The sequence below is a fragment of the Protofrankia sp. Cr1 genome, from assembly GCF_963555865.1.
In the GTDB taxonomy this organism is placed as follows: Bacteria; Actinomycetota; Actinomycetes; order Frankiales; family Frankiaceae; genus Protofrankia.
In genome coordinates this window covers 12,774-26,745 of sequence record NZ_CAUVXO010000022.1, presented here as the reverse complement: position 1 = coordinate 26,745, position 13,972 = coordinate 12,774, and the positions used below count along the sequence as shown (strand labels likewise).

Genomic DNA, 13,972 nt, shown 5'->3' with positions numbered 1-13,972 from the left:
TTTTCTGCGGTGCGGGCATTCGTCCATGGTTTCCCGGGCCGTGTGAACAACGGGTCGGGTCGTTGGTCGGCACATGCGGGTACGTTCGTCCCGCCGGCGGCGGTCGGCCGTATTTGGGCATGGCTTGGGGTTGTAAAACAATGAGCGGGAGACAACATGTCGTATTGCACCGTGGGCAGGGTGCCGGCCGGCGGCGCACCATTCGGCGCCAGCCGTTCGCGCCGTTGGTCCCAGGGTCTTTCGGACACCCGGCCCGAGCTCCTTCAGCTATTCGTCCCAGAATCGCGGATGCGGCTGAAACGTTACTGGGAAGATACGGCGCTTAAAGAGCACGAAACAACAGAGGACGACATTCCTAATCGCGGCGCTTCAACGGCGAGGCCCGCGGAAGTCGCCACCGGTCGCGACAGCCGATCGCAGGCGGGCACATCTCGCCACCTTCCTTTTCAACCGACGGAGGGCAACTGTGGGGCACGACATCGTGATCGGGTTCTGTGACACCACCTTGCGTGACGGTGAGCAGGCCCCGGGAGTTGCCTTCACGGCGCAGGAGAAACTGCTCATCGCCACCGCGCTCGACCAGGCGGGGGTGGCGCAGATCGAGGCGGGCGTGCCGGCCATGGGTCCATCCGAGCGCGAGGTGCTGGCTCGCATCGCCGGCGCCGGGCTCCGGGCGGAGATCGTCGCCTGGTGTCGCGCCATGCGGTCAGACATCGACGCGGCGGTCGCCTCCGGCGTCGGTCGGGTGCACCTGAGCATTCCCGTGTCCGACCTGCATCTGACCCACAAGCTCGGTCGGGACCGGGCGTGGGCGCGCAGCCGCATCCGCGACTGCGTCGCCGACGCCCTCGATCGGGGGCAAGCCGTCGGGGTCGGGTTCGAGGACGCCTCACGGGCGGACGACAGCTTCGTCATCGAGCTCGCCGACGAACTGGTCCGCGATGGTGTCGACCGCCTGCGATGGGCCGACACCGTCGGGGTCCTCGAGCCCTTCAGCGCCTGTGCCCGGATGTCTCGACTGGTGGGCGCGGTGCCCGCCAACTGGGAGATCCACGCCCACGACGACTTCGGACTCGCCACCGCCAACACTCTCGCGGCGGTTCGGGCCGGCTTCGGGTTTGTCAGCACCACCGTCGCGGGGCTCGGCGAACGTGCCGGCAACGCGCCGCTGGAGGAAGTGGCGATGGCGCTTCGCCACCTGCTGGGAATCAGGGTCGACCTTGACACCACGTCCTTCCGGGCGCTGGCCGGCCTGGTCTCGCGCGCGGCACGCCGTCCGGTGCCGTGCGGGAAGGCCATCGTCGGTGAGTCTGCGTTCATCCACGAGTCCGGCATCCACGTGGATGGCGTGCTCAAAGCGCCCAGCATCTACGAACCCTTCGACCCCGCGGAGGTCGGTGCGCACCGCCGCCTGGTCGTGGGCAAGCACGCGGGGCGGGCGTCACTGCGGTACGCCCTGCGCAAGCACGGAATCGATGCGGACGAAAGCGTTCTCGGACCTGTTCTGGAAGGTCTGCGATCACAGGTCTGCATGCTCAAGCGACCGCTGCGCTCGGACGAGGTCCGTGATCTCTACGAGCGGTTCCAGGTTTCGGCTACCTGCACCAGCACGGCTACCTGAACCAGCACGGCTACCTGAACCAACTCCGGCTTTCCCACAGTGACGCACGCTCGGGCGTGCGGTGAAGGAGCACACACCGATGAGGCAGATCGCCTTTTACGGCAAGGGTGGTATTGGTAAGTCCACCACTCAGCAGAACACGATGGCGGCGCTGGCCACCCGCGGCAACCGCATCATGATCGTTGGCTGCGACCCGAAGGCGGACTCGACCCGTCTGATCCTGCACTCGAAGGCGCAGACCTCGGTTCTGGCCCTGGCCGCGGAGAGGGGCTCGGTCGAGGACCTCGAGCTCGAGGATGTGCTGCTGTCCGGCGAGTTCAACATCCGCTGCGTCGAGTCCGGTGGTCCGGAGCCGGGTGTCGGGTGCGCGGGTCGTGGTGTCATCACCGCGATCACCTTCCTCGAGGAGAACGGCGCCTACGAGGACCTCGACTTCGTCTGCTACGACGTCCTGGGTGACGTCGTGTGCGGTGGCTTCGCGATGCCGATCCGCCAGGGCAAGGCCCAGGAGATCTACATCGTGACCTCCGGTGAGATGATGGCGATGTACGCGGCGAACAACATCGCCCGAGGCATCCTCAAGTACGCGCACTCCGGTGGCGTGCGTCTGGGTGGGCTGATCTGCAACAGCCGTAAGACCGACCGCGAGGACGAGCTCATCATGGAGCTCGCGCGGCGCCTGAACACCCAAATGATCCACTTTGTCCCCCGCGACAACATCGTCCAGCACGCCGAGCTGCGCCGGATGACGGTTCTGGAGTACGCGCCTGAGTCCAACCAGGCCAATGAGTACAAGGAACTCGCGCGCAAGATCGAAGAGAACGACATGAAGACCATCCCGACTCCGATCACCATGGACGAACTCGAGGAGCTTCTGATCGACTTCGGGATCATGGAGCAGGAGGACGAGTCGGTTATCGGCCAGAAGGCCACCGCGGTCGCGTGACCGGGCGTACCTCCTCATCAGAAAGGTCTGTCGTGACTCCTCCTGTGACTCCTCCCGCGACTCCAGCCGCGACTCCAGCCGTGACCCCGCCCGTCGACACCCAGGCGATGATCGATGACGTCCTCGCCGGGTACCCGGAGAAGGCCGCGAAGTTCCGGGCCAAGCACGTCAAGCCCAACGACCCGACCGGGTCGAAGGAGTGCGAGGTCAAGTCCAACATCAAGTCGCGCCCCGGTGTGATGACGGTCCGTGGCTGCGCCTACGCCGGTTCCAAGGGTGTGGTATGGGGCCCGATCAAGGACATGGTCCACATCAGCCACGGGCCGGTCGGTTGCGGCCAGTACTCCTGGGCGTCCCGGCGTAACTACTCGCACGGTACCCGCGGCGTCGACAACTTCGTCACGTTCCAGTTCACCAGCGACTTCCAGGAACGCGACATCGTGTTCGGCGGTGACAAGAAGCTCGCCGTGATCTGCAAGGAGATCGCCGAGCTGTTCCCGCTGGCCAAGGGCATCTCCATCCAGTCCGAGTGCCCGATCGGTCTGATCGGTGACGACATCGACGCGGTCGCCCGCGAGGCGTCGAAGGAACTGGACATGCCGGTCGTCCCGGTGAAGTGCGAGGGCTTCCGCGGTGTCAGCCAGTCGCTGGGCCACCACATCGCCAACGACGCGATCCGCGACATCGTGCTCGGCACCCGGGACACCACCAAGCAGACCGCGTACGACGTCGCCCTGATCGGTGACTACAACATCGGTGGTGACGCCTGGGCGTCGCGTCGCATCCTGGAGGACATGGGCCTGCGGGTGGTGGCCCAGTGGTCCGGTGACGGCACGCTCAACGAGCTGTCCACCAGCCACCTCGCCAAGCTGAACCTGATCCACTGCTACCGGTCCATGAACTACATCTGCACCACGATGGAGGAGCGCTTCGGCACTCCGTGGACCGAGTTCAACTTCTTCGGCCCGACCAAGATCGTTGAGTCGATGCGGAAGATCGCTTCGTTCTTCGACGACACGATCAAGGAGAAGACCGAGGCTGCGATCGCCAGCTACCAGCCCCTGTTCGACCTGGTACGCAACGAGTACCGGCCGCGGCTGGAGGGCAAGCGGGTGATGCTGCTCGTCGGTGGCCTGCGCCCGCGGCACACCATCGGCGCCTACGAGGATCTCGGCATGGAGATCATCGGTACCGGCTACGAGTTCGCCCACAAGGACGACTACAGCCGCACCAACCCCGAGCTCGGCGAGGGCGTCGTGATCTACGACGACCCGAGCGCCTACGAGCTCGAGGAGTTCGCCCGCCGGCTCAAGCCCGACCTGATGGGTGCCGGAGTGAAGGAGAAGTACGTCTTCCACAAGATGGGCCTTCCCTTCCGCCAGATGCACTCCTGGGACTACTCCGGTCCCTACCACGGTGTGGACGGCTTCGCCGTGTTCGCCCGCGACATGGACATCGCCATCAACAGCCCGACCTGGAACCTGTTCCAGGCGCCCTGGTCCACGGCCGCATAGCACGGCGCCGGACTGGTGAACCGGACGGCCCGGGAGCCGTTTTCTGATCGGCTCCCGGGCCGCCGGCCGGTTCGCTGCGCAGCAGACACCGCAGCACCGCCGCCAGGACCGACCGCAGCGCAGACCGATTCTTCTTCCCATCGACCAAATAAGAGGGCGTTCGCATGCCAGACAATCCCGTACCTCTTCGTGTGCTGGACCACAATGAGCTGTTCAAGGCCCCGCACTTCCAGGAGCAGTTCGACCGCAAGCGTGAGTTCGAGGAGCCCGCAGACCCCGCCGAGATCGCCCGGATCACGGACTGGACCCGGTCCTGGGAATATCGGGAGAAGAACTTCGCCCGGGAGGCGCTCACCATCGACCCGGGCAAGGCATGCCAGCCACTCGGCGCCCTGCTCGCGGCCATCGGGTTCGCCGGCACGCTCCCGCTCGTCCACGGTTCGCAGGGCTGCGTGGCCTACTTCCGCAGCTACTTCGCCCGGCACTTCAAGGAGCCGTTCCCGGCTGCGTCATCCTCGATGACCGAGGACGCGGCGGTCTTCGGCGGCCTCAGCAACCTCATCGAGGCGCTGGAGAACGCCACCACGCTCTACAAGCCGGACATGGTCGCGGTCTCCACCACCTGCATGGCCGAGGTCATCGGTGACGACCTGCAGAACTTCATCGGCACGGCCCGGGAGAAGGGCGCCATCCCGGCGGACTTCCCGGTACCGTACGCGCACACCCCGAGCTTTGTCGGCTCCCACCTCACCGGCTACGACAACATGATGAAGGGCATTCTTTCCTACCTGAACAAGGGAAAGAAGGCGAAGAAGTCCAACGGCACGCTGAACGTGGTGCCGGGCTTCGAGACCTACACCGGCAACCTGCGTGAGATCAAGCGGTTGCTCACCCTGCTGGGCGTCAAGCACGTCCTTCTCGGCGACCACACCGACGCACTGGACTCGCCGGCCACCGGTGACTACGAGCTGTACCCGGGTGGCACGCCGCTGAAGGTCGCCGCCGACGCGATCAATGCCAAGGCGACCCTGTTCCTGCAGGAGAGCGCCACCCGCAAGACCGCGGAGCTGGTGAGCACCGAGTGGGGGCAGGCGACCGCCACGGTGCCGCTGCCGATCGGCGTGGGCAACACCGACCGCTTCGTGACCGAGGTGGCCGCCCTCACCGGGATCACGGTTCCCCCCGCCGTCACCGCCGAGCGCGGCCGGCTGGTCGACGCGATGACCGACTCGCACGCCTACCTGCACGGCAAGCGCGTGGCGCTCATGGGCGACCCCGATCTCGTCGTGGGGCTGCTCGGCTTCCTGCTGGAGCTCGGCGTCGTGCCGGTGCACGTGGTGTCCACCAACGGTGACGAGGCATTCAAGAAGCGTGCCGAGGCCGTCCTGGCCGCGAGCCCCTATGGTCACCACGCCACCGTCTGGACGGGCAAGGACCAGTGGCACCTGCGGTCGCTGCTGTTCACCGAGCCGGTCGACCTGCTGGTCGGGAACTCGTACCTGAAGTTCCTGTCCCGGGAGGCGAACCTGCCGCTGGTGCGGGTCGGCTTCCCCATCCCGGACCGTCACCACCTGCACCGGTTCCCGATCGTCGGCTACGAGGGCGGGATCACCCTGCTCACCCAGTTCGTCAACACCGTGCTCGACGAGCTCGACCGCAACGCCCCAGACCACAGCTTCGACGTCATTCGCTGAGGTGGAGATGGCTGCCCTGACCCGCGGCACGCTCGCGACAGTCCCGCTGTTCGACGAGCCGGCATGCGATCACAACCGCACCAAGGACCTCGCGACGCGAAAGGCGGGATGCCCGAAACCCAAGCCGGGCGGTACCGCCGGCGGCTGCGCGTTCGACGGTGCGATGATCACGTTGGTGCCCATCGCCGACGTCGCCCACGTGGTGCACGGGCCGATCGGATGTGCCGGCAACTCGTGGGACGGTCGGGGCAGCCTCTCTTCCGGTCCGACGCTGTACCGGCGCGGCTTCGCCACCGACGTCGGTGAACAGGAGGTGGTGTTCGGCGGGGAACAGCGCCTCTACGACACCGTCGTCGAGGCCGCCCGACGCCACCGTCCAGCCGCGGTCTTCGTGTACTCCACCTGCGTCACGGCGATGATCGGCGACGACATCGACGCGGTGTGCGCGGCGGCGGCGACCGTGACCGGGGTACCCGTCGTCCCGGTGCACGCGCCCGGCTTCGCCGGCAGCAAGAACTTCGGCAACCGCCTCGCCGGTGCGGCCCTGCTGGAACACGTGATCGGCACGGTTGAACCGGGGTTCACCACCCCCTACGATGTCAACCTGATCGGCGAGTACAACATCGCCGGCGAGTTGTGGGATGTCACCCCGGTGCTGGCCACACTCGGTATCCGGGTGCTGGCGAGCATCAGCGGGGATGCCCGCTACGCCGAGGTCGCCGCCGCTCATCGGGCCCGGGCGACGATGGTCGTCTGCTCGCGCGCACTGCTGTCGCTGGCCCGCGGGCTGGAAGACCGCTACGGCATCCCGTGGTTCGAAGGCAGCTTCTACGGCCTGCGGGCGATGGCTGACACGCTGCGTGGGTTCGCCGGCCTCCTCGGTGATGACGAGCTCGTCTGGCGCGCCAACGAGCTCATCGCCGCGCAGGAGGCCGGCGTCGCGGCGGCACTCGCCCCCTACCGGGAGCGCCTGGCCGGGGCCCGCGCAGTGCTCTACACCGGCGGCGTCAAGAGCTGGTCACTCGTCTCGGCACTGCAGGACCTCGGGGTGGAGGTCGTTGCCTCCGGAGCGACGAAGAGCACCGACGACGATGTCGACAAGATCACAGCGTTGCTCGGCCCGGACGGTCATGTGATCAAAGACGGGAACCCGACCGAGCTGCTGCGCATCGTCCGCGAGACCCAGGCCGACATCCTCATCGCGGGTGGGCGTAACCAGTACACCGCGCTCAAGGGCAGGCTGCCGTTCCTCGACGTCAACCAGGAACGCCAGCACGCCTTCGCCGGCTACGCCGGAATGGTCGAGCTGGCTCGCCGTCTCGACCTGGCGCTGTCCAGCCCGATCTGGGAGCAGGTTCGCGCGCCGGCCCCGTGGGACCGGCCCGCCGCCCCTGAGAACACCGAGAACGCCGAGAACGGGGCCTCCTGATGGCGCGCGTGGTGCCCGGCGCCACCGGCGCGGCGTTCGATCCACTCAAGCACAGCCAGCCCCTCGGCGGCGCCCTGGTCTTTTTGGGCCTGGCCCGCTCGATACCGCTGCTGCACGGCGCCCAGGGCTGCACGGCCTTTGCCAAGGCCCTGCTGACACGGCACTTCCGCGAGCCGATTCCGCTGCAGACCACGGCGGTCACCGAGGTCAGCGCCGTGCTCGGTGCGTCCGACTCGGTCATCGCCGCGTTGGACACGATCAGTGAGCGTAACCACCCGGATGTGATCGGGGTCCTGACCACCGGCATGACCGAGGTCAACGGCGAGGACCTGCTCGGTGTCCTGCGGACCTCGCCGTACGGGCCGGCGGTGCCAGCCGCCCCGGCCGCCGGGCACCCCCTGGTCGTGCCGGTGTCCACGCCGGACTTCCGCGGCGGGCTGTCCGATGGCTGGTCGGCCGCGCTGGAGGCCCTGGTCGGTGCCGTCCCCGGCGCCGGAACGGCACCGACCAGGCATCGGCAGGTGGCGGTGCTGGTCGGCCCGTCGCTGTCCGCCGTCGACCTCGACGAGATCGCCGGGCTGGTGCGGGCGTTCGGGCTCGACCCCGTGCTCGTCCCGGACCTGTCCGGCTCCCTGGACGGCCATCTCGACGAGGCCTGGTCGCCGCTGACCACGGGTGGGACGAGCAGGTCGGACCTGTTCGGGCTCACCGCCTCGGGCGCGGTGACGGTGATCGGCGCGACCGCCGCCGGCGCGGGTGCGGCGCTGGCCGCCCGCGCCGGCGGCCGTGCAGCCCTGACCGTGCACGATCATCTCAGCGGGTTGGAGATGGTCGATCGGCTGGTGCGCATCCTGATGGATCACAGCGGCGTGCCCGCGCCCGAGCCGGTCCGCCGGTGGCGGCGTCGGCTCGCCGACGGCCTGCTCGACAGCCATTTCGTGCTCGGTGGCGCGCGGATCGCGCTGGCCGGTGAGCCCGAGCAGCTCGTCGCGGTGGGCTCGCTCCTCTACGACGCCGGCGCTGAGATCGTCGCGGCGGTGTCCCCGACCGACGCCCCGGTGCTCGGCCGGGCGCCATGGGACGAGGTGGTCGTCGGTGACTTCCTCGATCTCGCCGAGCGGGCCGCCGCCGCCGGTGCCGAGCTTGTCGTGGCATCCAGTCACGGACGCGAGGTGGCCGACCGGATCGGCGCGGCACACCTGGCCCTGGGTTTCCCCGTGTACGACCGTCTCGGCGCGCAGCTGCGGGCCACCGCGGGTTACCGCGGCAGTCTCCAGTTGCTCGTCGACACGGCCAACTGCCTTCTTGATCATCGCTCCGGCCGGCGTCCCGAGCCGGGGCGTGAACCTTCTGCGACCCGGTCCAGCAGGCGTTATGAGGATATGAGGAGTTGACGTGCTGAAAGTCGCATTCGCCACGAGTGACGGCAGCGCCGTCGACCAGCATTTCGGTGTGTGTCGTCGGTTCGACGTGTACGAGGTCTCGGCGACCGCGGCCGAGCGGGTGGAGACGCGTACGCTGCCCCCCGCCGATGACGACGAGGACAGCAAGATCGAAAGTCGGCTGGCGGCGGTGGCCGACTGCTCGATCCTGCACGTCTGCGCGATCGGCGGGTCCGCTGCAGCCCGGGTGGTGAAGGCCAAGGTCCATCCGGTGAAGACCGAGCCGGACACCCGGGTGATCGATCTGATCGAGCGGTTGCAAGGTGTCCTTGCCGGGAATCCGCCGCCGTGGCTGCGCAAGGTGATGCGCCAGCACTCACCGGGTCTGGCGCCCAACTGGACCCCCCGATGAGCCGGCGCTACCGGCGCTGGAGGTGCGCCGAGCGTGATCGCCGGCAGCGGCTTCCTGCGTGACCTGGTCGACCAGCTGCGGGCCGGCGACACCTACGGACAGTTCGACCGGCTCGGTGTCGAGAAGCTGCTCGGCCCGTTCGTGCTCACCGCGGCGCGGCGGCGCGAGCTCGGAATCACCTGCGACATCGATCCGGCGACCGAGGGGCGACTGCGTACCTACTACCAGGCGGTCGCGGCTGGTATCGAGAAGGTGACCGGTCAGGTCACCGGCTACGTGCTGGACCTCAGCCACGAGGGCTTCGGTCGGGTCATCGTGTTCGTCGGCCGCCTCGTGGTCATCTCCGACGTCCTGCGTGACGCCCATCGGTTCGGCTTCGACTCCATTGATCATCTGGCCGAGCGTGGCGAGGCGCTGGTACGCGCCGGCGCCGCCCTGGCCGGCGCCCACCCGGAGGTGGCCCGTGACGACTCCTGACGAGATCCCCCATCTGCAGACGAAGCTGAAGAAACTCAACAGCCTCGCCACCCGCTTGAAACTCGATCTGCACGACCTGGCCGAGGACCTGCCGATCGGCTGGGAACAGATCCTGGAGACGGCCACCGCCACGTACAACACCTATGTCGAGATCAACCGACTGGAACACGAACTGGCAAAGGTGGATGCCCGGTGAGCGCCCGCCCGCCGGTGCCGCCCGTGGCGCCGGACACCGACCGGTTGGCGGACTTCCGCCGTGCCGAGACCGCCGAGGAGTACTTCGAAACCCTCGACGTTCCTTACGACCCGCGGGTGGTTGCCGTCAACCGGCTGCACATCCTGCGGCACTTCGCCGCGGCGGTGGCCCGGATCGACGCCGACCCGGCCCTGCCGGCCGCCCGCATCGCCGCCTATCGAACGGCGCTCGTGGACGCCCATGAGGTGTTCACCACCGCCGGGGCGCTGGACCACCGTCTGTTCAAGGTCCTGGCCGACCGTGCCCCCCAGGCGTTCGTCGCCCTGGCTGCCGTCACGGTCGAGTCAGCTGTCGAGTCAGCCGTCGAGTCACCGGAGAGTGTGCGATGAGAGCCGCGTTCGACATCGGTGACGAGGTGAGCGCCGTCAAGGCGTTGCGTAACGACGGGACCTACCCCGAGCCCGGCATCGCTGTCGGCGACGTGCTGGTCGACGCCGGATCAGTCGGCCACGTTCGCGGCGTCGGGCTCTACCTGCAGGAGCACATCGTCTACGCGGTCGCGTTCACCAACGGCCGGGTCGTGGGCTGCCTGGAGAAAGAGCTCAGCCCGGCGACGGTCGCCGCAGGTCATGAGACCCGTCACGAGGCGTGTCACGAAGGAGGTGAACCAGCATGACCGAGGGTTCCATTCCACTGCCGGTGCTGCCCTCTGCGCGGGCCACGCAGCAGGCTGCCGGCAGGCGGTGGCTCCCGCCGGCGGGTGCGCGTCGACCAAGGGTTGCGGGAGCAGCGCCACCGGACTCGACCCGGAGATCGCCGAGAAGATCGCGAACCATCCCTGTTACAGCCAGGAGGCGCACCAGTACTACGCCCGGATGCACGTCCCGGTCGCGCCCGGCTGCAACATCCAGTGCAACTACTGCAACCGCAAGTACGACTGCTCCAACGAGAGCCGGCCCGGTGTCACCAGCCGGCTGCTGTCGCCGGAGGAGGCGCTCGCCAAGGTCAAGCGGGTTGCCAGCGAGATCAAGCAGATGAGCGTGCTCGGCGTGGCCGGGCCCGGTGAACCGCTGGCGAACGCCGGCCGTACCTTGCGCACGATGGAACTGGTGGCCCGGGACTGCCCGGACATCAAACTCTGCGTGTCCACCAACGGGCTCACCCTCCTCGACCACGTCGATCGCATCGAACAGCTCGGCATCGACCACGTGACGATCACCATCAACATGACCGACCCCGAGATCGGGGCGCGGATCTACCCGTGGGTGCTGTACCGGGGCAAGCGGCACACCGGCCGGGAGGCGTCGAAGATCCTTTCGGACCGGCAGCTGGCGGGGCTCGCCGCGCTGACCGAACGCAAGATCCTCTGCAAGGTCAACTCGGTGATGATCCCCGGTGTCAACGACGACCACCTAGTCGAGGTCTCCCGCACCGTCCGGGGCATGGGTGCGTTCCTGCACAACGTGATGCCGCTGGTGTCCGCACCCGAGCACGGCACCCACTACGGCCTGACCGGGCAGCGCGGCCCCACCCCGACGGAGCTCCAGGCTCTGCAGGACCGCTGCGCGGGCGACGACGGCGCCGAGATGAACATGATGCGCCACTGCCGCCAGTGCCGGGCCGACGCGGTCGGGCTGCTGGGTGAGGACCGCAGCGAGGAGTTCGGCCCGGAGACCTACCTCAACGGCGAGGTCACCTACGACCTTGCCGGGCGCCAGCAGGCACACGCCGCGATCGAGCGTTGGCGCACTGACGTCCGGGCCACCCGCGAGGAGCTGCGGATCTCCGCGGACGGCATCGCCAAGCCGGCACGGACCGTCCTGATCGCTGTCGCCACCAAGGGCGGCGGCGTGGTCAACCAGCACTTCGGCCACGCCGAGGAGTTCTGGGTCTACGAGGCGGGCGAGAACTGGGCCCGCCTGGTCGGCACCCGCAGCGTCGCGCGTTACTGCGAGGGCCCGTCTGAGTGTGATGCGGACGAGTCGGTGCTCGACAAGACCGTGCGGCTGCTGTCGGACTGTGCTGCCGTGCTGTGCGGCAAGATCGGCAATGGGCCGCGGGAGGCACTGACCGCTGCCGGGATCGACGCCGTCGAGTGTTACGACCTCATCGACTCCGCCGTTGCAGCCCAGGGCGCGCGGCTGGCTGCTGCGACGCCGTCGCAATCCCTGACCGGGCCGGGCGGGTCGCCCGAGCCGGGCCAAGAGCTGGCGGTGGCGCGGTCGATGATCGCCAGTCGCCTCGCAGCGGAGGTATGATCATGATCAGTAAGTTGCAGGTTGTGCTCACCGAGCGCGCGGGCGACCAGGTGCGTGCCCTGCTTGCCCGCGACGATGCGACCGCCGGCTACGGCCTGCGGGTCGGTGCGCAGCCCGGTGGATGTTCGGGCTACACCTACAGCCTGGCGCTTGCGCCCGCCGCCGAAAAGGGGGATGTCATCGTTCGCCAGGACGGGTTCGACGTGCTCGTGGACTCGGCCTCGGCCTCGATCGTCCACGGTGTCCGTATCGACTATGTCGAGTCGCTGACCTCGTCGGGTTTCGTCTTCTCCAACCCCAACGCGTCGGACCCCTGCTCATGCGGGTCGTCGTTCGCCGCGCCGGAGCGCAACGGGAACGAGGATGCACTGTGGCAGCAGGTCGAGGATGCGATGGCGCTGATCCGCCCGTTCCTGCAGCGTGACGGCGGGGACGTTTCGGTGCTCGATGTCACCGGTGGAGTCGTGTCGGTGCGGCTGACCGGCGCCTGTGGGGGGTGTTCCTCCGCGTTGGACACGCTCGCGGGCGTCATCGAACGTCAGTTGAAGGAATCGGTGCCCGCGGTCGAGCGAGTCGTCCTCGCCCCCTGACCGCGCCTGGACGTATCGGGAGATGGACCAGTGAGTATCGCGATCAGTTTCACCGACCGGGCGGCGGACAAGGTGCGCGCGCTGCTCGATCGCGCGGGGACGGCATGCGCATCGGGTCTGCGGATCTGTGTCGACACGTCCGGCAACTGCGCCGGTCACCGTTATCGGCTCACGGTCGTGCCGGCACCGGCGGACGGTGATGTCGTCACCCGCGTCGGGGATTTCGAGGTGTTCGTCCCCGCCGACGCGACGGATCAGTTCGACGGCATGCGTATCGACTACACTGAGTCGCTGATGTCGTCCGGCTTCACCTTCTACAATCCGAACACGCGCAGCAGTTGCCTGTGTGGCCCTTCGTTCGTACCCCCGGTCCAGCCTGACGGGGTGGAGACGTCGCTGTTGCAGAAGGCGAACGTGGCAATCCAGTACATCCGACCGCATCTGCAGCTCGTCGGACGGGACGCGTCCGTCGTCGGGGTCGCCGACGGTGTGGTCTCGGTCCGGCTGACCGGTGCGGGCCTCGAGCACGAGGCCGAGATGATCGCGCTGGTGCGGACGGTCGAACAACAGCTGCGGGAGGCCGTTCCCGACATCAGCCGGGTCGTGCCCGCGGCCGTGAGCCGATAGCGCGGCCGGGAACGGCGGCCGGGAATATGGGTGGGGACATGCAGCGCTTTGCACGTCAACTGACACTGGATGGTTTCGGCGGACCGGGACAGGAGCGACTGTGCGCGGCGACGGTGCTTGTGGCGGGGGTGGGCGGGGTGGGCGGCGCCGTAGCCACCTATCTCGCCGCGGCTGGCGTCGGGCGGCTGGTCCTCGTGCATCCCGGCGCCCTCGAGATACCCGACCTCAACCGACAGACGCTTATGCGACCCGACCGGGTCGGTGATCCCCGGGTGGCCTGCGCCGCCGACACACTGCGGGTCCACTATCCCGACGTCACGGTCGAGGCGTGGGACCGCGACCTGTTCGACCCGCATATGCCCGGTCTCGTCGCCGGTTCGGACGTGGTGGTCGACGCCCGCCACAACTTCCCCGAACGTTTCCGGATCAACCGGATGTGCCTGGACCTGGGTGTGCCGCTGGTCTTCGCGGCGATGAACACCACCGAGGCCCAACTGCTCACGGTCGTGCCGGGCGGGCCGTGCCTGCGCTGCGTGTTCGCCGACGGGGACCCGCAGTGGGACCCGCTCGGCTTCCCGGTGCTCGGCGCGGTCGCCGGCACCGTGGGGTGCCTGGCGGCCATGGAAGTGATCAAAACGGTCGCCCGGTTCGGCGAGAGGTTGACCGCCAAGCTGCTCGCCTTCGACCTGTGGGACATGGATTTTCGCTCGTTCGCCGTGACCCGTGACCCGGACTGCGTCGACTGCGGGGCGCACCGGTCGGAGGTGTACCAGATGCACCGCCGTGAGCCGACCCCGATCGGGGCCGGTCTGGCCGGTCTGGCCGG

General features: G+C 68.2%; 14 protein-coding genes and 1 pseudogene. All 15 read left to right on the top strand.

What is annotated here, in order from left to right:
• Positions 1-466 precede the first annotated feature (466 nt).
• Entirely contained in the window at positions 467-1,621 is a 1,155-nt protein-coding gene (nifV, locus tag U9980_RS04095; RefSeq protein WP_322747342.1) for a homocitrate synthase, read from the top strand.
• A 79-nt stretch (positions 1,622-1,700) separates the two neighbouring features.
• Positions 1,701-2,567, top strand: coding sequence for a nitrogenase iron protein (nifH, locus tag U9980_RS04090; protein WP_322760264.1), 867 nt, complete (start codon positions 1,701-1,703; stop codon positions 2,565-2,567).
• Positions 2,568-2,674: 107 nt separating this feature from the next.
• Positions 2,675-4,081, top strand: coding sequence for a nitrogenase molybdenum-iron protein alpha chain (gene nifD / locus U9980_RS04085; RefSeq protein ID WP_322766748.1), 1,407 nt, complete (start codon positions 2,675-2,677; stop codon positions 4,079-4,081).
• 164 nt (positions 4,082-4,245) lie between these two features.
• Complete coding sequence (gene nifK, locus U9980_RS04080) at positions 4,246-5,775, top strand: nitrogenase molybdenum-iron protein subunit beta (RefSeq protein ID WP_322766742.1); 1,530 nt, start codon at positions 4,246-4,248, stop codon at positions 5,773-5,775.
• 7 nt (positions 5,776-5,782) lie between these two features.
• Positions 5,783-7,204, top strand: coding sequence for a nitrogenase iron-molybdenum cofactor biosynthesis protein NifE (nifE, locus tag U9980_RS04075; RefSeq protein ID WP_322766741.1), 1,422 nt, complete (start codon positions 5,783-5,785; stop codon positions 7,202-7,204).
• A complete protein-coding gene (gene nifN, locus U9980_RS04070; RefSeq protein WP_322766740.1) occupies positions 7,204-8,598 on the top strand; it encodes a nitrogenase iron-molybdenum cofactor biosynthesis protein NifN in 1,395 nt (464 codons plus the stop codon). The genes nifE and nifN overlap by 1 nt, the downstream gene beginning before the upstream one ends.
• 1 nt (position 8,599) lies before the next feature.
• The gene (gene nifX / locus U9980_RS04065) at positions 8,600-8,998 is read left to right on the top strand and encodes a nitrogen fixation protein NifX (protein WP_322766739.1); all 399 of its coding nucleotides are present in this window, start codon (positions 8,600-8,602) and stop codon (positions 8,996-8,998) included.
• A gap of 33 nt (positions 8,999-9,031) precedes the next feature.
• The gene (locus tag U9980_RS04060; RefSeq protein ID WP_322766738.1) at positions 9,032-9,475 is read left to right on the top strand and encodes a NifX-associated nitrogen fixation protein; all 444 of its coding nucleotides are present in this window, start codon (positions 9,032-9,034) and stop codon (positions 9,473-9,475) included.
• Positions 9,462-9,671: a CCE_0567 family metalloprotein gene (locus tag U9980_RS04055; protein ID WP_322747335.1), complete on the top strand. Its 210-nt coding sequence runs from the start codon at positions 9,462-9,464 to the stop codon at positions 9,669-9,671. Before U9980_RS04060 ends, U9980_RS04055 begins: the two co-directional genes overlap by 14 nt.
• 23 nt (positions 9,672-9,694) lie before the next feature.
• Positions 9,695-10,082: pseudogene (nifW, locus tag U9980_RS04050) on the top strand (nitrogenase-stabilizing/protective protein NifW).
• Positions 10,057-10,347, top strand: coding sequence for a nitrogen fixation protein NifZ (locus U9980_RS04045; RefSeq protein WP_322755037.1), 291 nt, complete (start codon positions 10,057-10,059; stop codon positions 10,345-10,347). The pseudogene nifW and the gene U9980_RS04045 overlap by 26 nt, the downstream one beginning before the upstream one ends.
• A 67-nt stretch (positions 10,348-10,414) precedes the next feature.
• On the top strand, positions 10,415-11,929 hold the full coding sequence (nifB, locus tag U9980_RS04040; RefSeq protein ID WP_322766737.1) for a nitrogenase cofactor biosynthesis protein NifB: 1,515 nt from the start codon (positions 10,415-10,417) through the stop codon (positions 11,927-11,929).
• Between the two features lie 2 nt (positions 11,930-11,931).
• Positions 11,932-12,519, top strand: coding sequence for an iron-sulfur cluster assembly accessory protein (locus U9980_RS04035; protein WP_322747332.1), 588 nt, complete (start codon positions 11,932-11,934; stop codon positions 12,517-12,519).
• A 30-nt stretch (positions 12,520-12,549) separates the two neighbouring features.
• Positions 12,550-13,146 carry an iron-sulfur cluster assembly accessory protein gene (locus U9980_RS04030; RefSeq protein WP_322766736.1) on the top strand — a complete coding sequence of 199 codons (597 nt, stop codon included), beginning with the start codon at positions 12,550-12,552 and terminating at the stop codon, positions 13,144-13,146.
• Positions 13,147-13,184: 38 nt separating this feature from the next.
• On the top strand, positions 13,185-13,972 hold a 788-nt coding region (locus U9980_RS04025), incomplete at its 3' end, for a HesA/MoeB/ThiF family protein (protein WP_322766735.1).

Excerpts from the sequence above, each read along its gene's own strand:
- nifH (WP_322760264.1), top strand. The coding sequence starts at position 1,701 with ATGAGGCAGATCGCCTTTTACGGCAAGGGTGGTATTGGTAAGTCCACC.
- nifD (WP_322766748.1), top strand. The coding sequence starts at position 2,675 with ATGATCGATGACGTCCTCGCCGGGTACCCGGAGAAGGCCGCGAAGTTC.
- nifK (WP_322766742.1), top strand. The coding sequence starts at position 4,246 with ATGCCAGACAATCCCGTACCTCTTCGTGTGCTGGACCACAATGAGCTG.
- nifE (WP_322766741.1), top strand. The coding sequence starts at position 5,783 with ATGGCTGCCCTGACCCGCGGCACGCTCGCGACAGTCCCGCTGTTCGAC.
- nifN (WP_322766740.1), top strand. The coding sequence starts at position 7,204 with ATGGCGCGCGTGGTGCCCGGCGCCACCGGCGCGGCGTTCGATCCACTC.
- U9980_RS04045 (WP_322755037.1), top strand. The coding sequence starts at position 10,057 with ATGAGAGCCGCGTTCGACATCGGTGACGAGGTGAGCGCCGTCAAGGCG.
- U9980_RS04035 (WP_322747332.1), top strand. The coding sequence starts at position 11,932 with ATGATCAGTAAGTTGCAGGTTGTGCTCACCGAGCGCGCGGGCGACCAG.